This window comes from Streptomyces roseicoloratus (assembly GCF_004117935.1).
Lineage (GTDB): Bacteria > Actinomycetota > Actinomycetes > Streptomycetales > Streptomycetaceae > Streptomyces > Streptomyces roseicoloratus.
The window spans coordinates 1-17,912 of record NZ_SDOY01000108.1; the positions used below are offsets into that span (position 1 = coordinate 1).

General features: G+C 74.1%; 19 protein-coding genes. 6 read left to right on the top strand and 13 right to left on the bottom strand.

Annotation, left to right across the window (positions count from 1 at the left end):
• The 3 genes from ESG85_RS11925 to ESG85_RS11935 all read right to left on the bottom strand — a co-directional run.
• Positions 1 to 915: peptidoglycan DD-metalloendopeptidase family protein (locus ESG85_RS11925; protein WP_164986227.1), on the bottom strand; the 915-nt coding region annotated here is incomplete at its 3' end.
• Between the two features lie 14 nt (positions 916 to 929).
• Complete coding sequence (locus tag ESG85_RS11930; protein ID WP_128978296.1) at positions 930 to 1,910, bottom strand: alpha/beta hydrolase-fold protein; 981 nt, start codon at positions 1,908 to 1,910, stop codon at positions 930 to 932.
• A gap of 354 nt (positions 1,911 to 2,264) precedes the next feature.
• On the bottom strand, positions 2,265 to 3,218 hold the full coding sequence (locus ESG85_RS11935; RefSeq protein WP_128978298.1) for a DMT family protein: 954 nt from the start codon (positions 3,216 to 3,218) through the stop codon (positions 2,265 to 2,267).
• A 307-nt stretch (positions 3,219 to 3,525) separates the two neighbouring features.
• Here ESG85_RS11935 and ESG85_RS11940 point away from each other — a divergent pair, with 307 nt between their 5' ends.
• Positions 3,526 to 4,242, top strand: coding sequence for a flavodoxin family protein (locus ESG85_RS11940; protein ID WP_128978299.1), 717 nt, complete (start codon positions 3,526 to 3,528; stop codon positions 4,240 to 4,242).
• A 90-nt stretch (positions 4,243 to 4,332) separates the two neighbouring features.
• On the opposite strand, the gene ESG85_RS11945 is transcribed toward ESG85_RS11940, so the two are convergent.
• Positions 4,333 to 5,589, bottom strand: a complete 1,257-nt coding sequence (locus ESG85_RS11945; RefSeq protein WP_128978301.1) for an MFS transporter — start codon at positions 5,587 to 5,589, stop codon at positions 4,333 to 4,335.
• A gap of 135 nt (positions 5,590 to 5,724) precedes the next feature.
• Here ESG85_RS11945 and ESG85_RS11950 point away from each other — a divergent pair, with 135 nt between their 5' ends.
• The 3 genes from ESG85_RS11950 to ESG85_RS11960 all read left to right on the top strand — a co-directional run bounded on the left by ESG85_RS11950 (position 5,725) and on the right by ESG85_RS11960 (position 9,003).
• Positions 5,725 to 6,606, top strand: coding sequence for a winged helix-turn-helix transcriptional regulator (locus ESG85_RS11950; RefSeq protein ID WP_128978303.1), 882 nt, complete (start codon positions 5,725 to 5,727; stop codon positions 6,604 to 6,606).
• A gap of 286 nt (positions 6,607 to 6,892) precedes the next feature.
• Positions 6,893 to 8,191, top strand: coding sequence for a VWA domain-containing protein (locus ESG85_RS11955; protein WP_128978305.1), 1,299 nt, complete (start codon positions 6,893 to 6,895; stop codon positions 8,189 to 8,191).
• Positions 8,191 to 9,003, top strand: coding sequence for a hypothetical protein (locus tag ESG85_RS11960; protein WP_128978307.1), 813 nt, complete (start codon positions 8,191 to 8,193; stop codon positions 9,001 to 9,003). The genes ESG85_RS11955 and ESG85_RS11960 overlap by 1 nt, the downstream gene beginning before the upstream one ends.
• 96 nt (positions 9,004 to 9,099) lie before the next feature.
• Here the strand turns inward: ESG85_RS11960 and ESG85_RS11965 are convergent, their stop codons facing one another.
• From ESG85_RS11965 to ESG85_RS11980, 4 genes are read right to left on the bottom strand one after another with little or no spacing between them, the layout of a single operon-like run.
• Positions 9,100 to 9,786: a response regulator gene (locus ESG85_RS11965; protein WP_128978309.1), complete on the bottom strand. Its 687-nt coding sequence runs from the start codon at positions 9,784 to 9,786 to the stop codon at positions 9,100 to 9,102.
• Entirely contained in the window at positions 9,783 to 11,126 is a 1,344-nt protein-coding gene (locus ESG85_RS11970) for a sensor histidine kinase (RefSeq protein WP_128978312.1), read from the bottom strand. Before ESG85_RS11970 ends, ESG85_RS11965 begins: the two co-directional genes overlap by 4 nt.
• On the bottom strand, positions 11,119 to 12,288 hold the full coding sequence (locus tag ESG85_RS11975) for an acyltransferase family protein (RefSeq protein WP_128978313.1): 1,170 nt from the start codon (positions 12,286 to 12,288) through the stop codon (positions 11,119 to 11,121). The genes ESG85_RS11970 and ESG85_RS11975 overlap by 8 nt, the downstream gene beginning before the upstream one ends.
• Positions 12,281 to 13,291, bottom strand: a complete 1,011-nt coding sequence (locus tag ESG85_RS11980; protein WP_128978315.1) for an alpha/beta hydrolase — start codon at positions 13,289 to 13,291, stop codon at positions 12,281 to 12,283. Before ESG85_RS11980 ends, ESG85_RS11975 begins: the two co-directional genes overlap by 8 nt.
• A gap of 324 nt (positions 13,292 to 13,615) precedes the next feature.
• Between ESG85_RS11980 and ESG85_RS11985 the strand changes: the two genes are divergently transcribed.
• Complete coding sequence (locus ESG85_RS11985; RefSeq protein ID WP_181019016.1) at positions 13,616 to 14,773, top strand: NAD(P)/FAD-dependent oxidoreductase; 1,158 nt, start codon at positions 13,616 to 13,618, stop codon at positions 14,771 to 14,773.
• A gap of 178 nt (positions 14,774 to 14,951) precedes the next feature.
• On the opposite strand, the gene ESG85_RS11990 is transcribed toward ESG85_RS11985, so the two are convergent.
• From ESG85_RS11990 to ESG85_RS36595, 5 genes are all read right to left on the bottom strand, one after another.
• A complete protein-coding gene (locus ESG85_RS11990; protein WP_128978319.1) occupies positions 14,952 to 15,470 on the bottom strand; it encodes a hypothetical protein in 519 nt (172 codons plus the stop codon).
• Between the two features lie 68 nt (positions 15,471 to 15,538).
• Positions 15,539 to 15,973: a MarR family winged helix-turn-helix transcriptional regulator gene (locus tag ESG85_RS11995; protein WP_128978493.1), complete on the bottom strand. Its 435-nt coding sequence runs from the start codon at positions 15,971 to 15,973 to the stop codon at positions 15,539 to 15,541.
• Between the two features lie 216 nt (positions 15,974 to 16,189).
• Positions 16,190 to 16,651 carry a glutaredoxin domain-containing protein gene (locus ESG85_RS12000; protein ID WP_128978321.1) on the bottom strand — a complete coding sequence of 154 codons (462 nt, stop codon included), beginning with the start codon at positions 16,649 to 16,651 and terminating at the stop codon, positions 16,190 to 16,192.
• Positions 16,652 to 16,770: 119 nt separating this feature from the next.
• Positions 16,771 to 17,214, bottom strand: a complete 444-nt coding sequence (locus ESG85_RS12005) for a hypothetical protein (protein ID WP_128978323.1) — start codon at positions 17,212 to 17,214, stop codon at positions 16,771 to 16,773.
• A gap of 91 nt (positions 17,215 to 17,305) precedes the next feature.
• Complete coding sequence (locus tag ESG85_RS36595) at positions 17,306 to 17,434, bottom strand: hypothetical protein (RefSeq protein WP_281288028.1); 129 nt, start codon at positions 17,432 to 17,434, stop codon at positions 17,306 to 17,308.
• On the opposite strand from ESG85_RS36595, the gene ESG85_RS12010 reads away from it, so the two are divergent.
• Positions 17,433 to 17,876 carry an OsmC family protein gene (locus ESG85_RS12010; RefSeq protein ID WP_128978325.1) on the top strand — a complete coding sequence of 148 codons (444 nt, stop codon included), beginning with the start codon at positions 17,433 to 17,435 and terminating at the stop codon, positions 17,874 to 17,876. The two genes, ESG85_RS36595 and ESG85_RS12010, sit on opposite strands and share 2 nt — an antisense overlap.
• Positions 17,877 to 17,912 lie beyond the last annotated feature (36 nt).

Below are 17,912 nucleotides of genomic sequence, written 5' to 3' on the forward strand. Positions count from 1 at the left end.
CCGGTGGAAGACGCCGACCGGACCCGAGGCGAAGACCTCGAGCCGGCCGTCGCCGTTGGCGCCCACGGCGATGTCCTTGCCGCCACCGCCGAACGCCTCCCAGCCCGACCAGGCACCGGAGGGCTGGAGCTGGTAGCGGTGCTGGAAGACGTCGCCGTTGATCGCGAACAGTTCGAGGCGACCGTCCGCGTTGGGCCCGATGGCGAGTTCGGCCCCGCCGGGTCCGCCCAGGGACTCCCACTCCGACCAGGCGCCGTTCTTGCTCGTCTGCCAGGCGTGGTGCACGCCGTCGGCCCCCGCCGCGAACACTTCGAGCCGTCCGTCGGCCGACTTCGCCGACACGACGCGGCCGGATTCGACGGGATGCGTCAGCGGTGCGGGCCGGGGGCCGCTGCCGGGCACGCAGGGCAGCACCACGCCGCCCTCGGCGAGGTACGGCTCGGGGTCGATGCCGTACGTGGCGGACGGGTCGCCCCAGATCCGCAGGTGGAGGTGGGGGCCCGTCGAGTTGCCCTCGGAGCCGATCAGGGCGATCTGCTGACCGGCGACGACGTGGTCGCCCACGAACACGTCGCGCCTGACCATGTGGCCGTACTCGGAGATCCTGCCGTCGGGGTGCTGGATGCGGATCCACTGGCCGTAGCCGGGCTCGTATCCGGAGATGGTGACCTCGCCGTCGCCCACGGCGTGGATCGGCGCCCCGTGCGCGCCGCCGATGTCCACGCCGTTGTGACCGCTGTGGTAGTGCTGGGTGACGGGACCCGCGGCCGGGCACGCGACGGCGGAGCCGAGGACCCGCGCGGGCGGCCGGAGGGGTGTCAGGGCGTCGGCCGGGGACGCGAGGAGTCCCGGCGCCAGGGCCGCGGTGGCGGCGAGCAGGACGCGCAGCGCGCGTCGGGGAAGACGGAGAGGCACGCGACGTCCTCCCGTCACGCCTTGCGCAGGCGGGCGACGACGCCGTTGATGTCCCGCTCCAGCAGGTCCCGGCGCACGTAGTGGCCGCCGGACACCTCGTGCGAGTCGTGCGGGATGCCCACGCGGTCGAGGTTTGCCTTGAACTCGCGCTGCGTCTCGAGGACCACGCTCTCGTTGGCGTAGCCCTGGATGTCCTCGGGGCTGGTGCCGGCGACGAGGAAGACCCGCTTGTGCCGGTAGCTCTCGATGCGCTGGATCGGGTTGTCGGCGCTGACCCGGGCCTCGTCCCAGAACGGCATGCCGTAGACGCTGCCGCCGTTGAGTTCCACGGCGGCCGAGGACAGGTTGGCCCAGTGGGTGACCGCGCCGTTGGCGCCGCGCAGGCTGGCGGGGCCGGAGTGGGCGCTGACGGAGGCGAAGTGGCCGTAGTACTTGGCCGCGTACTTCAGCGCGCCGAAGCCGCCCATGGAGAACCCGGAGACGGCTCGGCCGTCGTACTCGGCGTACGTACGGAAGTTGGCCTCGACCCACGGCAGCAGCTGCGCCATGTGGAAGTGCTCCCAGTTGCGGGGGCCGGCGTTGGAGCTGACGGGGTTGGAGTACCAGCCGGCGCGTCCGCCGTCGGGCATCACGACGATGAGGCGCTTGCCCGCGGTCAGGCCCCGGATGTCGTGGTGGGCGTCGAAGGTGATGAAGTCCTCGAGTCCGCCGTGGAGGAGGTAGAGCACGGGGTAGGTGCGTCCGCTCCAGTGGTAGTCGTCGGGCAGCAGCACGTTGACACCGGGGTCCCAGCCGATGGCGTCGGTCCGGAAGCGGTAGTACCACATCCGGGGGTCGTTCTCGTTGCGGTCGACGATGTGCAGGCCGAAGCCGTCGCCGGCCGCCGCGGCCGTCGGCGCCGCCGCGAGCACGCCGCCGGCGCCCAGCGCCAGGGCGGCGCTGAGCCCGCCGGCGGACTTGAGGATGTTCCTGCGGGAGGGGTGGTGCGCGGTCAACGTGACCTCCAGGGAAGACGCGTGGCGAGACCGGTCCCGGCGCCGTGGGACGGCCGGTTCGGAAGGTAGCGACGCGGCTCCCCGGCGGAGAACCCGGAACCTTACGGACTGACAGCGACGGCCCGTGTGGGGTAGGAGGTGTCGCGCGGCGAGGTTCCGGGAGTCGCGCGCGCGAGGCCGGAGCGCGTGCCGTCCGCCCTCGCCGACGGCTCACCTGCCGTTCGGGCTCGTCGACGCCTCACCTGCCGTTCGGGCCCGTCGACGGCACGTGGGCGGGCGCGCCCCTTCCCCGCCGCTTCCCCCTTCCCCTGCCGGCTGCCACGCCCGCCTGTCCGAGGAACGCGTGCGGGCTGGCTACGGAACGCGCTCCGGCTCCGGCTCCGCCAGGCTCCCGCGCTCCGGCTTCGGCTCCGGCTCCGGCAGGCTCGTGGGCTCCGCCCCGTGGCTCTCCGGCGCGCCGAACCACGCCACCGCGACGGCGCCCGTCACCGCCAGGACGAAGCCGAGGACGGCCAGCCAGGCGAAACCGGGGCGGGAGGCGTCGCCGAGCCACCACACGCCGATCATCCCGGGCAGCACGGTCTCGCCGACCACGAGCGCCGCCGTCGCCCCGTTCACCGAGCCGATCTGCAGCGCGATCGTGTGGAGGTACATTCCGCCGACGCCGGCGACGAGGATCGCGTACAGCGCCGGGTCCGTCAGGAGCGCGGCCGGGTCGAAGGGGTCGATGCCGTTCAGGATCCGCACGCCGACACCGAGCGCGCCGAAGCCGAGACCTGACAGGAGGCCCGCGAGGATCGCCGCCCGGGCGCCGAGCACCCGTACGAGGACCGTGCCGCCGACCATCAGCACCAGGGACACCGCGAGCAGCCACCAGTGCGTCGCGATCGGGGTGTGTCCGCTGCCCTCCGGACCGGCGGCGCTCGCCAGCAGCACGAGGGCCGAGCAGACCACGCCGATCGAGGTCCACTCCGCGCGGGTCAGCCGGATGCCGAGCATCCGCACGCTGAGGACGGCCGTGATGACCAGGTTGGCGCTGATCACGGTCTGGGAGAGGAACAGGGGCAGCAGGCGGGCGGCGAGCGCGCCGAGGCCGAAGCCGACGAAGTCCAGGATCGTGCCGACGATGAACTCCCAGGTCATCGCGGCTTTCGCGGTCGACGACAGGCTCGGCCCGCCGTGCTGGGTGGTCTGGCCCGCCGCGGCGGCCTCGCGCCGGGCGGACCTGCGGGAGCCGACGGCCTGCAGGACGGATCCCGTGCCGTAACAGATCGAGGCGGCGACGGCGGTCAGCAGTCCTATGAGCACAAGCAGGTCCCTTCACACGCTGGGGGTCGGTCCGCCCAGTTCGTTCTCCGCTTGCCAGACGTCGGATCGGCCCTCCGCGTTGCCTCCGCCCGCCCGAAGCCACCCGCGCCGCCCCGGCCGGCCCCGCACTCGCCCCGAGCCCTCCGCCCCGGCCGGACCTCACCGCGCCCCGAGCCCTCGCCCCGGCCCGCCCTCACCGCGTTCGGACCCGCCGCTCACGCGTTCGGGCCCGTCGCGGTGGCCCGTCGGGCGCGCGGCGCACACGCTGGGTGGGTCACGGTCCCCCACGCCTTCGAGGAGCCGGCCGATGGACCCGACCGCGTACCGGTACGACGATCTCAGCGCCCTGGTGATCAACTGCACCCTCAAGCGGTCGCCGGAACGGAGTCACACCCAGGGTCTGATCGACATCAGCACCGGCATCATGGAGCGCCAGGGCGTCCGGGTCGACGTGCTCAGGGCGGTGGACATCGACATCGCGACCGGTGTCTGGCCGGACATGACGGAGCACGGCTGGGAGACCGACGAGTGGCCGGTCGTCTACTCGAAGGTCATGGCCGCCGACATCCTCACGCTGGCCGGGCCCGTATGGCTGGGCGACAACTCCTCGGTCATGAAGCAGGTCGTCGAGCGGCTCTACGCCTGCTCGTCGATCCTCAACGAGGCCGGCCAGTACGCCTACTACGGCCGTGTGGGCGGCTGCCTGATCACCGGCAACGAGGACGGCGCCAAGCACTGCGCGATGAACGTCCTGTACAGCCTCCAGCACCTCGGATACGTCATTCCGCCGCAGGCGGACGCGGGCTGGGTCGGCGAGGCCGGCCCGGGCCCGTCGTACCTCGACCCCGGCTCCGGCGGGCCGGACAACGACTTCACGAACCGCAACACGACCTTCATGACCTGGAACCAGCTCCACCTGGCGAGGATGCTCAAGGACTCCGGCGGCATCCCCGCCCACGGAAACCAGCGCTCCGAGTGGGACGCCGGCTGCCGGTTCGACTTCGAGAACCCCGAGCACCGCTGAACTGTGTCGTGGCGCCCTGACGCCTGGCGCCTGGCGCCTGGCGCCGCGGCGTCAGGCATCAGGGCGTCCGGGCCTCAGGGCGTCCGGGCCTCAGGCGAGGTCGCGGTGGCGGCCCACGCCGGTGGAGAAGAGGTAGAGCGCGGGCAGGAGGGCGGCCGCGCAGACGGTCCAGAGCGCGGCGTGGGCGCCCGCCCAGGTGGCGAGGAGGCCGGCGGTGAGCGCGCCGAGCGGCAGCGCGCCCCAGGAGACGAAGCGGACCGTGGCCATCACGCGGGACAGCAGTTCCGGGGGCGACTGCGTCTGCCGGTAGGTGCGGGTGGTGATCGATCCGATGACGCTGCCGAAGGCGAAGCCGGCGTGCCCCAGGGCGAACCAGTACGCGTCCCCCGCCGACGTGGTCAGCGGGGCGAGCAGGAGCAGCGCGCCGCCGGCCAGATCGGCGACGATGACGCCCCGCGCGGTGCCGAGGCGCGTGGTCACGCGGACCGCGACGGCGGCGCCGACGAGCGCGCCGACCCCGTCCATGGCGAGGACGAGACCGAGCTGTACGGAATCGAGACCGGCCTCACGGACCAGGTAGACGGGGGTGAGGGCGAGGAGGGCCGCGTTGAGGAAGTTGGCGGCGGTCGCCCAGATCATGCAGGGGCGCATGACCGGGTGCCGGGTGACGTACCGCCAGCCCTCGCGCATCAGCCGGAGCGCGCTCTCGCCGGTGCGGGGCGCGGGGCGGGTCTCGGGGAGGGTGCGCAGGAGCACGGCGGAGGCCAGGTAGCTGAAGGCGTCCACGACGAGCGCGCCGACCGGGCCCGTCGCCCCGATCAGGACGCCGCCGAGGGAGGGGCCGCCGGTGTCGGTGACGGCGTACGTGCCGGACATGACGCTGTTGCGGGCGGCGAGCTGCCGGGCCGGGACGACGGCGGGCAGGAAGGTCGAGTTGCCGATGTCGAACAGCACGGTCGCCGCGCCGGTGACGAGCGCCGCGCACAGCAGGTGCGGATAGGTGAGGGTGCCGATCCACCAGGCGAGCGGCAGCGAGCCGAGCGCCGCGAACCGTACGAGGTCGAGCGTGACCTGGAGTCCGCGCAGCGGCACGCGCTGTGCGAGGACGCCCGCCGGGAGGCTGAGCAGCAGCCAGGAGACCTGGCCGGCGGCGGCGAGCAGGGCGACCTGGAAAGCGGTGGCGTCCAGGACGGTGAGGGCGACGAGCGGCAGGGCGAGGGCGGTGACGGCGGTGCCCGCTCCGCTGACGGTGGCGGCGGCCCAGAAGCGCCAGAAGACGCCCGGCGACGAGGTCTCCCGTTCGTCGTCGCGTCGTTCGTGCCGCTGTATCGCCTGTGTTCCGCTCATGCGCGCCCACCCCGGATTGTTAGTCTCTTTTGGGAACTCACTCGTTGCGAGTGAGTTTCTATACGGAACCGACCTGATGGCGCAAGATGGGTCCCGACGGACGGCCGCCGTGCGCGCGGAAGGGGAGACGGAGCGATGAGGTCGATTCCCGAGCGGGACGCCGCCTGTGCGATCGCGCAGGCCGCCGCGGTGGTCGGCGACTGGTGGAGCCTGCTCCTGATCCGGGAGACCGCCCGGGGGCACCACAGGTTCGACGCGCTCCAGGAGGAGCTGGGCATCTCCCGGAAGGTGCTCACCGAGCGCCTGACACACCTCGTGGAGACGGGGGTGCTGGAGAAGGTCCCGTACCAGGAGCGGCCGACGCGGTACGAGTACCGGCTGACCGAGAGCGGCCAGGGGCTGCTGCCGGTCCTGCTGTCGATGCAGGACTGGGCCGATCGCTGGCTCCTCGGAGACGGTTCTCTCACCGGCACCGCCGACGAGGCGGGCACGGAGGCACAGCGCGTCGCCGACCTCGCGGGCCGGCGCCTGCCGCGCCTGCGCCTGCCCGGTCACCGCGACGGCGCGCCGGTCGACCCGGTGGCCGACGCGACGGCCACCGTCCTGTTCTGCTATCCGGCGACCGGGAGCCCCGGCCCCCTGCCGGAAGGCTGGTCACGCATCCCCGGCACGGTCGGCTGCACGCTGGAGAACCGGCTCTTCCGGGACGCCTACGAGGACTTCCGCGCCGCGGGCGCGGAGGTGCGCGGCGTCAGCACCCAACGCCCGGACGAGCAGCGCGTGTTCGCGACCGAGGAGGACATCCCCTTCACCCTCCTCTCCGACGTCGACCTCCGCCTCGCCGCCGCTCTGCGCCTGCCCACCTTCCGCGCGGGACAACTCCTGCGCCTGAAACGGGCCGTGCTGGTGCTCGACCGCGACGGCACGGTGCGGCACGCCCGCTTCCCGGTGACGGACATCCCGGCGGCGGTGAGCGAGGCCCTGACGGAGGTACGGCGCCTGGCGGCGGACGACTGACCCGTTGTCTCCGCGCCCGCGCCGACCCCGTCGCGGCATGGGTGGTCACGGCGTCGCTCACCTCTCGGTGTGCCACCACGCGCAACCCCGTTTCCGGGGAGCGGGATGCCCGTCACGCCCTCCGGACGAGGGCAGGAGTCCACTGGCTCGCAGCGGTGGGACGGGCCCCTGACCGGCTTCCTCGACAGCCGTCCCCGACCTCCGGTCAGCACCCCTTCCCTCCACGGCTCCCGCCCGGCCTCCACCCCGTTTTGGTTCTTCGGACGATCATCCCTACGATCCTCCGATGATCACGAGAAAACGGCTGGCGACCGGTGCCTGCGCGCTGCTCGCCGCGCTGACCGTCGGGCTCCTCCCGGCCACCACCACCGCCACCGCCGACAGCGGACCCGCCGCCACGGACTCCGCCAAGGAGCCGCCCAAGGTCGAGCTGGTGCTCGACGTCAGCGGCTCCATGCGGGCCCGCGACATCGACGGCCAGTCCCGCATGTCCGCGGCCAAGCAGGCCTTCAACGAGGTCCTGGACGCCGTCCCGCAGGAGGTGCGGCTGGGCATCCGCACCCTCGGCGCGGACTACCCGGGCCAGGACCGCAAGCGCGGCTGCCAGGACACCCGCCCGCTCTACCCGGTCGGCCCGCTCGACCGGACCGAGGCCAAGACCGCCGTGGCCACCCTCGCCCCCACCGGTTGGACGCCCATCGGCCCGGCGCTGCTCGGCGCCGCCGAGGACCTCGAGGGCGGCGACGCCACCAAGCGGATCGTGCTCATCACGGACGGGGAGGACACCTGCGCCCCGCTCGATCCGTGCGAGGTCGCCCGCGACATAGCGGCCAAGGGCATCCATCTGGTCATCGACACCCTCGGGCTCGTCCCCGACGCCAAGACCCGCCGCCAGCTGATGTGCATCGCCGAGGCCACCGGCGGCACCTACACCTCGGTGCACCGCACCAAGGAGCTGTCCGGGCGCGTGCGGCAGCTCGTCGACCGTGCCGCCGACCCGGTCGTCACGCCGGTCGCCACCGACGGGGCCGAGCGCTGCGCCGACGCGCCGGTCCTCAAGCCCGGCCTGTACGCCGACCGGCAGGTCATCGGCACCCACCGCTGGTACCGGGTCGACGTGCTGCCCGGCCAGGAACTGCGCGCCTCGGTCAGCGTCTCCGCCGACCGCGCCGTCAACGACGACTACGGCGTGCTGCTGCGCGCGGTGACCCTGCACGGGCGCGAGATCGTGCGCGGCTCCGAGGCGGGCGACGGGCGCACCGACGTCATCTCGACCGGACTGCGCTACCCGAAGAAGGACGACGAGGAGGCGATGGACGACGACACGAAGCCCGCCGCCGAGCCCGTCTGTCTCCAGGTCAGCAACTCCTTCTCCGCTCCCCCGTCGGTGAAGACCACGCCCGGTATGCCCGTCGAGCTCGCGATCGACGTCGTCGACGGCCCCGGCTCCGCCTCCGACGTCGCCTCCTTCGGCCTCGGCCGCGGCTGGTGGCTGCTCGGCGCCCTGGCGCTCGCCGGGTTCCTCGGCGGCCTCGTCTGGGGCTGGCTGTCCCGCTGGCGCATCGCCGTCTGGAGGACCCACTGATGCGTACCGTACGCAGACTTCTCACCGCCGTCGCGCTCGCGGGCGCCGCGCTGCTGGGCCCGGCCGCCACGACCGGACTCGCCGACACGGCGACGCCCGCCCCGAGCGGCAGCGCGAGCGGCGACGCCGCGGCGCAGGCCGGGCCGACCGAGGCCGGCACCTCCTTCCGTACCGCCGCCTTCTTCCGGCAGGAGCAGCAGGCCACCGCGCAGGCGTCCACGGGCGACTACCTGTACTGGGTCTTCCCCGCCGACGCCGGCGGGCGACCGACCGTCACCGCGACCGTCACGCTTCCCGAGACCGCGCTGCGGCACGGCTCGTCGACCTGGCGGATCGACGTGTACGACGGGCTGCGCAGGCGTCAGCCGTGCATGTACGGCATGCAGTCCCGGGTCGCGGCCAGGGAGGTCGCGACCGTGGAACTCGCCTGCACCCTGCGGCCGGTGCGGGCGTCGGCGGACACCTGGTCCCAGGACCCGCTGCCGGGCAGCTACTTCGTCCGGCTGACCGCGACCGCGCTGCCCGAGGAGGACTCGGGCCAGCCGTTCTCGGTGCGCGTCGGGGTGGCCTCCCGTGACACCGGCGGGGCGTACGCGACGGACGGCGCGCTCGCCGTGCCGCTGGTGCCCGGGGCGACGACGCCGGAGACGGTGGAGGCCCTGGCGCCCGAGGACGGCTGGTCCTCCGGCTGGTGGTCCGACCGCTGGCTGTGGACCGCCGCCGGCGGCGTGCTCGCCGCGCTCGCGGGCATCGGCGGCTACGTGCTGACGCGGGGCGCCGGCCGCCCGTCGCGGGTCCCGCCGGCCGCCTGACGTCCGGTGTCCGACGCCTGACCCCGTCGTGGGTTCACGGGCCGGCCCTCTGCCGCCGCGGCGGCAGGGGGCCGGCCCGTTCGTCCGCCCTGGCCGTCAGCGTCCGCCGGGGCGGACCAGACCCGTCTCGTACGCGTGGACCGCGGCCTGGGTGCGGTCGCGCAGCGACAGTTTGGCGAGGATCCGGCCCACGTACGTCTTCACGGTCTGCTCGGCGACCACCAGCCGGGCGGCGATCTCCGCGTTGGACAGGCCGTGCGCGATGAGCGTGAGCACCTCGGTCTCGCGTTCGGTCAGGGTGCCGAGGCGGTCCATCAGCGGGGCGCGCGGGGCGTCGCTCAGCCGGGAGAACTCGGCGATCAGCCGCTTGGTGACGTGCGGTGCGAGCAGCCCGTCGCCGCGGGCCACCACCCTTACCGCGTCGGCGAGTTCCTCGGCGGACGCGTCCTTGAGGAGGAAGCCGGAGGCGCCGGCGCGCAGCGCCTCGTAGACGTACTCGTCGAGGTCGAAGGTGGTGAGGACGAGGACCTTGACCCTGGCGTCGGCGGGCGCGGTGAGGAGGCGGGTGGCCTCGATGCCGTCCGTGCCGGGCATGCGGATGTCCATGAGGACGACGTCGGGCGCGAGTTCGGCGACCTTGGCGACGGCGTCGGCCCCGTCGACGGCCTGGCCGACGACCCGGATGCCGGGTTCGGCGTTCAGCAGGACCGTGAAGCCCTGCCGGACCATCATCTGGTCGTCGGCGATGAGCACCCTGATGTCGCCGGTGCCGTCGTGGGTCATGAACCGTCCTTGGGGTCGAGGGGTGCGGGCAGGGTGGCGGTGACCTCCCACCCGCCGCCGGGCACGGGTCCCGCGGCGAGTTCGCCGCCGAGCATGGCGGTGCGTTCGCGCATGCCGAGCAGTCCGTGGCCGGGTTCGGTGCGGGGGCCGGTGCCGGCCGGGCGGGCCGGGGCGGTGTTGGTGATCCGTACGGTGAGTCCGTCGCGGTGGTAGTGGGTGCGCACCGTGGCCCGGGCGCCGGGCGCGTGGCGCATGGCGTTGCTCAGGGCCTCCTGCACGATGCGGTACGCGGAGAGTTCGGTGCCCGGGGAGAGCGGCCGGGGCTCGCCGCGTGACTCGGCGGTGACGTCGAGGCCGGCGGCGCGGACGTTCGCGAGGAGGTCGCCGAGCCGCTCCAGGGTGGGCTGCGGGGCGTGCCGTGCGCCGGCGGCGCGGCCGTCCGTGCCGTGCTCGTCGGCGCCGTCGCCGCGCAGCACGCCGAGGACGCGGCGGAGTTCGGTGAGCGCGTCGACGGCGTTCTGCCGGATGCCGGCCAGGTTCTCGCGCAGCTCGGGCGACGGGTCGGCGACCAGGTGCGGGGCGACCTGGGCCTGGATGGAGATGACGGACATGTGGTGGGCGACGACGTCGTGGAGTTCGCGCGCGATCCGGCCGCGTTCCTCCAGGAGGGCGCGCCGGGCGCGTTCCTCGGCGGTCAGCTCCTCCTGCTCGACGAGGCGGGTGCGCGAGACGCGGGCGGCGCGCAGCGAGCAGCCGATGACGGTCGCGACGGCGAAGGCGAGGGCGCCCTGGAGGAGGGTGACCGGTCCGGGGACGGGGTGCGGGAAGGCCGCGCCGATGCCCGTGAGCACGGAGATCCCGAACGCGGCGGCGGCCGCGGTGGGGCGCACCCGCAGGGAGAGCAGGAGCAGCACCAGGGTGTGCAGGGCGATGGCCGGGACGCTCCACGGCCATGCGCCGCCGAAGACCGCCGAGGTCAGCGCGGCGGTGAGGGTGAGTGCCGCCGTGGAGACCCACAGGGCGGCGGCGGGCCGGCTGAGCGCGAGGACGGGGGCGGCGCTCTGGAGGACGACGAGCAGGGAGACGGCGCCGGTGGCGGGCTGCATGACGCTCTCGTAGTGGTTCTGGTCCCAGATGCCCATGAGGACGCAGAACAGCACGATGTGCCCGTGGGCGAGCCGCCCGAGGTGGCGGTGGCGGGGCAGCGGGTCGCGGCGCCCGGGCCGTAGGTCGGCGCGTATGACGCCGGGTGCGGCGCGCAGCGCGCTCTCCCATCGCGCCGTGTCTCTGACCACTGCGTTCCCCCCGCTGGTGTCGTCCTGGGACCACAGCCTAGGCATGTCGGGTCTCCCTGTGGGTTCCGGGCCGCCCACTGAGGGTGCGGGCCGTGCGGGTGGTGCGTTCGTAGGTGTGGAAGGCGGCCGCGCAGACGAGCAGCGCGGCGGCGAAGAGCGGCAGCCAGCCGAGCCGGGCGAGGACCCAGTCGTGGCCGTCGGGGACGGTGTGCAGTCCGGTGAGCGGCGGGTGGCCGAGTCGGTCGGCGGTGAGCAGTCCGCCGGCGGTGACGGCGATCATCGCGGTCTGGTGCCACAGGAAGACCGTCATGGCGCCGAGGTTGAGCGCGGCGACGGCCGCCCAGGCGACGGGTCGGCGCAGGGCGCGGCGCAGGGGGCCGAGCAGCAGGACGGCCGCTCCGCACTGGGCGAGGCCGAAGGTGACGGCGGCGAGCGTGGGCGGGTTGAGGTTGGAGACCGGGGCTCCGGGCACGCCGACCATCGAGCCGGGGTATCCGGCGAATGCGACCAGGAGGGCCGTCGTGGCGGCGCCGCCGAGCAGCAGGGTCCAGGCGGTGGCCGGGGCGAGCGGCGGGCGGCGGGCGAGCAGGGCGCCGAGGCAGTACGGCACGAGCCAGCCGGCCGGCAGGTTGAGCCAGCCGAGCGGGTCGGGTCCGTCGAGGCCGAAGCGGATGACGTCGACGTGGAGGACGACGGCGAGCGGCCACAGCGGGTGGACGCGGGCGACGAGCGGGGTGGCCGCGGTGAGGGCGGCGAGGACGAGCAGGAACCACAGCGGTGACAGCACGAGCTTCCCGAGCGTGTGCAGCGTCTGCCAGGGCACGCCGGAGCCGAGCATGACGGTGCTCGCGACCGCCCAGACCGCGAGCAGCGGGACGACGGGCCGGAAGAACCGGCCGAGCCGGGCTGCGATCCACCGGCTGTTGCTCTCGCCGCGGGCGCGGGCGGCCGCGTGACCGCGGGCGGCGACATGTCCGCCGACGAAGAAGAAGACGGCGAGGGTCTGGAACGCCCAGGACACCGGGGTGAGTTCGGGCAGGTGGCCGAGCGGGCTCTCGACGCGCAGGGTGCCGCTGTCGGCGACCAGGGCGGTGACGAGCCAGTGGCCGAGGACCACGCCCAGGATCGCGAGGGCGCGCAGGGCGTCGAGGGCCCGGTCCCGGCCGGGCGGGGTGGCGTCGGTGACGCGGCGGACGAACTCACGCATCGGCGGGCTCCTGTCCGGCGACGATGTGGGCGAGGTTCTTCAGCGGTACGGATCCGGGGGCGAGGTAGTCGCTGTGGCCGCCGTCGCCGGTGGCGAAGCGACGGGCGCCGAAGGCCGGGTCCATCGGGTCGGTGCCGAAGCCGAGTTCGGTGCCGGGGAGCAGCGGGACGCGGACGTGCGGCACCTCGGCGATCCAGTCGCCGCCGGAGCGTCCGGCCCAGACGACGGCGCGGGTGTGCAGCTCGGTGACGTGGTCGGAGCCGGTGCCGGGGCTGCCGTAGAGGACGATCGCGTCGGCGGCCGTCCCGGCGGCGGCGCGGGCGCAGACGACGGAGCCGTAGGAGTGGCAGAGCAGGGTGATGCGGGCCTGCGGCCTGATCCGGTGGATCTCGTCGACGAAGGAGCGGAGCGCGGGTGCGGCCTGGTCGGCGCGGCCGGGTGTGAGGGAGGCGGCGCTGCCGGTGCCGGGCGTCCGGTAGCCGAGCCAGGCGAGCACGGCCGTACGGGAGTCCGGCGCGCGGCGGAGCTCGGCCTGGAGGGCCAGCGCTCCGGCGCGGAAGCGGCCGTAGTGGTCGAGGCCGGTGTCGGCGCCGGGGACGAGGACCGCGATCCGCTCGGCGCGGGCGAGGTCGCCGACGGTCTCCGCGCCGCGTCCGCCGTCCCGCCCGTCGAACGTGAGGAAGCTGCGGTCCGGTGCGGCCATCGCCCGGAGCGAGGCGGCCCGGTCGTGGGCGCCGTGGGTCTCGGCGGTGTGCGCGGCGGCGCGGAGCGCGGTCCGCTGCCGGGCGTACCGCGCGTCGAGCTGTGCGGCCAGCGCCGCCGGTTCGGTGGTGGTCAACGGGAGGGTCGCCCCGGGCTCGGGAGCGGGCACTTCACCGGGCCTGGCGGCTCCCGCGAGGGGCAGGGCGACGGCCGCGGTGACGAGTGCGGCGAGCAGTGCGCGGCGGAGGCGGGCGGCGCGAGGGGCGCGGTTCGTCCGTGGCGGGCGAGCGGGGGACGCCATGGGCGGGTTCCTTCCGTACCGGGGCTTTCCTACGCTGCGGACGCTATGAAGCGCGCCGTGTGGTCGGCGTCCCGCCGGAGAGCCAACCTCCGGGGTAGCTCGCAGGTATGACGGGTACTCAACGGGGCCTTCGCACCCGGCAGTCCGCTGCGGCGGCGTCGGCATCGGCGACGCGGCGGTCGCCCGCGCGACAGACGCCTCCCTCCCCCCGGTATGCAATTTTCGGCCGCCGCCAACAGGCCATCACTTTACAGTTCGCGACGCGAACTACTAATGTTCGTGACACGAACTAGAAGCTCTTCCATCTTTCGAGGGAGTATCCCCGTGTCTGAAATCATCGCGGTCATCGGTGGCGGCTACGGCGGCGCGGCCGTCGCCAAGGCACTCGACGCGGAGACCGGCGCCGAGGTCGTGCTCATCGAACCGAAGGACGCCTTCGAGCACGCGGCCGGCTCGCTGCGGGCCCTGGTCCGGCCCGAGTGGGCGCCGAACGTCTTCTTCCCCTGCGACCGGCTCCTCGAGCGCGGCCGCGTGGTGCGCGAGCGGGCCGCCTCCGTCGACGCCCACGGCGTCACCCTGGCCTCCGGTGCCCGCGTGGACGCCGATCACGTCGTCATCGCGACCGGTTCCGCCTACCCGCGGCCGGCCAAGTCCGGTCTCGACTCCGCCGCCGAGGCGCTCGCGGCGCTCCGCGCGACGCACGAGGAGCCGGCCTCGGCCCGGCGCGTCCTCGTCACGGGTGCCGGACCCGTCGGTCTGGAGCTCGCCGGAGAGATCACGTCGGTCTGGCCCGAGAAGCAGGTGATCCTCGTCGACCCGGCCCCCGAGCTGCTGCCCGCCTTCGCGCCGGAGCTGCGCGCCGACCTGCTGTCCCAGCTCGCCGCGCTCGGCGTGGAGCTGCGCCTCGGCACCACGCTCGCCGAGGAGCCGCCCGCCGAGCCGGGCCGGGCGAAGACCTTCACGGTGACCACCACCGACGGCGCCGGACTCACCGCCGACATCTGGTTCCGCGCCCACGGCGTCCACGTCCGGAGCGACTTCCTGAGCGGCGAACTCGCCGCCGCCCGCACGCCGCAGGGCCGCGTCCGGGTCGACGAGCACCTGCGCGTCGAGGGCCAGGAGCGGGTCTACGCGGTCGGCGACGTCACCGACCTCGCCGAGGCGAAGATGGCCGGTTACGCGATGCAGCACGCCGAGGTCGTGGCCCGCAACATCGCGTCGGCCCTGCGCGGCGAGCGGCCCACCGCCGTCTACCGGCCGTCCCCCGTGCCCTCGGTGCTGCTGCCGCTCGGCCCCACGGGCGGCGTGGGCCAGGTGCCGTCGCCCGAGGGGCCGCAGATCCTGCCGGCCGAGACGGTCGCCCTGTACAAGGGCGCGGACCTTTTCATCGGCCGGTTCGCCGAGCTCTTCGGCACGGCCCCGGACGCGGCACCCGCGCCGGACGCGTCGCCGGCGACGGCCGGGGCGGGAGCGGGCGCCTGACGCGAGGGGCACGCGCCTCGCACGGGACCGGCGAAGGGGCGGGCCGCCGCCGAGGCGGCCCGGGGCGCGTCCGTGCCCCCGCTTCCGTTCGCGCCCGCGCCCGCGCCCGCGTCAACACGGTAGTCGCCTCGCGTCAGAGGCAGTCGTCTCGCGTCAGCGGCAGTCTCCCGCGTCCGCGTCAGCGGTAGTCGTCCGGGTGGCCCTGCATCCAGGTGTTGATCTTGTCGCGCGTGCCGATCAGCTGCTTCTGGTGCCGCTTCAGGTTCTCGAAGGACCGGTCGCCGCCGAGCTTCGCGTCGAGCTCCGCGATCAGCGCGATCGGCTCCGGGAAGTGGCCCGGCCCCTTGGCGTCCGCCTTCATCGCCCGGTCCAGGCGGTGGAGTTCGTCGTAGACGCGTCCCAGGAAGTACGCGCAGTTGCCCGGCGTGCAGCTGTCGTTCAGCGTGGCCTGAAGGCCCGCGAACGCGTCACGGACCAACTCGGGCGGAGCGGTCTCCGGGGCCTGCGTGGCCTCCGTGGCCTCCGGAGCCTCCGGTGCGGTGGATCCACTCGCCGGCGCTCCGCTCGCCGCACCGGCGGCGGAACTCGTGGTACCGCCCGCACGGCTGTCGTCCGACGGGGTCGCGCCGCAGGAGACGCCGAACGCGGCCAGTGCCGCGACGGCGACGGCGACACCTCGTATCGAGGACGTGAACACGCTTTCCCCCCAAGATCGTGGAATCCAGGGAGCGTACAGCACCGCCGCCGAGGGGCCCCGACGGGCCGTCAGGCGCCCGGTCCGGCGAAGACGACCGGCACCTCGTTGTCCAGGACGACCCTGGCGAGCAGCTCGGCGAGCCGCTCGCGCTCGACCGGGTCCAGTCCCGAGGGCAGCAGATCGATCCGGCGGCAGGTCTCCTCGTAGAAGGCGTCAGCGATCCGCCTGCCCTCCCCGGTGAGCTCGATCCGCACCGCCCGCCCGTCCTCCGGATCCGGCTCGCGCCGCACCAGGCCGCGCTGCGCGGTCCGGTCGACGAGTCCGGTGAGGCTGGACTTCGCGAGACCCAGGACGGCGCCGAGCTCGCCCATCCCGTACGGCTTCGGCATCAGCACGCACAGCAGCTGGCCCTGCTGCGGCGTGATCCCGTACTCCCTGCTCGACTCCGCGTACACCGCGTTCACCAGGAATGAGGATCGCACCAGGGCGGCGACGACTCCCATTTTCTCATCCGTGGACTTTCCCATCGGCCCAGAATACGTCACGCAAAACCCCGCGGACCCGCACACGGGGCAGGAAATTCGCCCCACGAACTACCTCGCTCGCGGGCGGGCCGGCGCCGGTGTCGGGCCCTGCGGCGGGCCACCCTCCTTGATGGCCTCGCGGATGCGGTTGCAGGTGCCGCAGCGACGAGGCCAGGAGACCGGTCCGGCGAGGAGTCACCGCTTGCGGGAGCGGGAGGAGGCCGAACGGGGCGGCAGCTGGGCGCGTACCCACTCGACGTCGGGGTTGGTGTGCGGCCGCCCCGCCACGACGACCGTGGGAACGGTCTCGTTCCCGTCGTTGGCCGCCCTCACGTCCGCCGCTCCCTCCGGGTCCCGCCAGATGTCGACCCAGTGCACACGGCGGGCGTCCCGGCCGAGCCGCACGCGCAGGCTCATGCAGTACGGGCAGCCCGCACGCCAGTAGACGACCGGCCGGCCGTCCTCCGCTGCGCGCCGTTTCGCCCCGGCGGCACCGACCGACCGCGGGAACATCAGCGGCGAGTTCGCGCCCGCGAGCACCAGGAACCCGGCCAGGAGCACCACGCCGGAGCCGGTGCTTCCCTTGGCGAACATCCCGGCGGCGAGCAGTGCGCCACAGAGTCCCATCAGGATCGGCATCAGCCAGGCACGCGTCATGAACACGCAGGCTAGTGCGTTTCTTTCGGATCCGGATCGGAGGGGACCGCGGCGACTGGTGCGTGCGGTCTCCCCACGCCCGCCGGGGCCGAGGGGACCGATCGCACGGCGCCGGAGGGTCACGAAGGGGGTCTTCCCTGCTCGAGCGAAGCCGAGAGCTCGGTGAAGGAGCCATGGGGGCGCTTCGGCAACGCGGCGAGGTGCCGTGCCAGGCGTCGCGGACCCGGCCCGGAGGCGGAGGAGGCGCCCTGGTGCGCGAAGCGCCGCCCTGAGGGGACCAGAACCCCACGGGCCGTCGCGACGGCCCGGCCGCCCGACACCCGCAGCTGCGCGCGTGAGAGCCGGGCCCTTTGGCCACCGCCGGCGATCAGCGCGTTGACGGACACCATCGGGTCCCCGCCCGCCGTGCGGGCCAGCAGCGCACCGACCACGACGGGCAGCAGCGCCACGGCGAGCGCCGAGCCGGTGGCGGTCGCGGTGGCGGTGACGTCGCGGAGGGGGCGGGGGCGCCGGGTGTCCTCCGGCAGCGGGGCGCGCTCCGTCATCGGGGTGTCGTCGGTCATGACGGCAGTTCACCAGCCGGGCCGGGTCGCGGACATCGGGCGCGGTACTCAGCCGCCCGGGCACGCCCGGCCGAGGACCGCGGTCGGGTACTCAGTCCGTACGGGGGTACGTACTCAGTGCCCGTGTCGGCTCCGCGCGGCGCGGGGTGATGGGATGGGCGGCGGCGTCACCGATGTCCGATTCCGCGTCCCGCACCACCCAGAGGAGAGCCGCCGTCATGGCCGACGAGTACCGCATCGAGACCGTCCGCACCGGTTACCGCACCTGGACCGCCCGGAACGACCGGGGTGCGGAGGTCCGGATCGCCGCCGCCGACGACGCGGACGCGCAGCCGTCGTTCACGCCCGTCGAACTGCTCCTCGCGGCGATGGGCGGTTGCGGCGGCCTGGTGATCGACCGCACGGCACGGGCCGTCGACCACGACGGCCTGAGGATCGTGGTGGAGGGTGCGTCCGGTCCCGAGGACGACGGCAGGATCGGGCGGATCCGGGTGAGCTACGAGTTCGAGCTGCCGGACACCAACCCGCGGGCGGCGGACGTGTTCGCCCGGGGAGTCCGGCTCACGCACGAGAAGTACTGCACCGTGAGCCGGACCGTCGAACACGGCGCGGAGGTCGAGGCGCTGCTCCCGGACGGGACGACGGGCTTCCGGGCCGGCTGAGGCGGACGCGGCGCCGCACGAGGCGCCGGCCTCTCA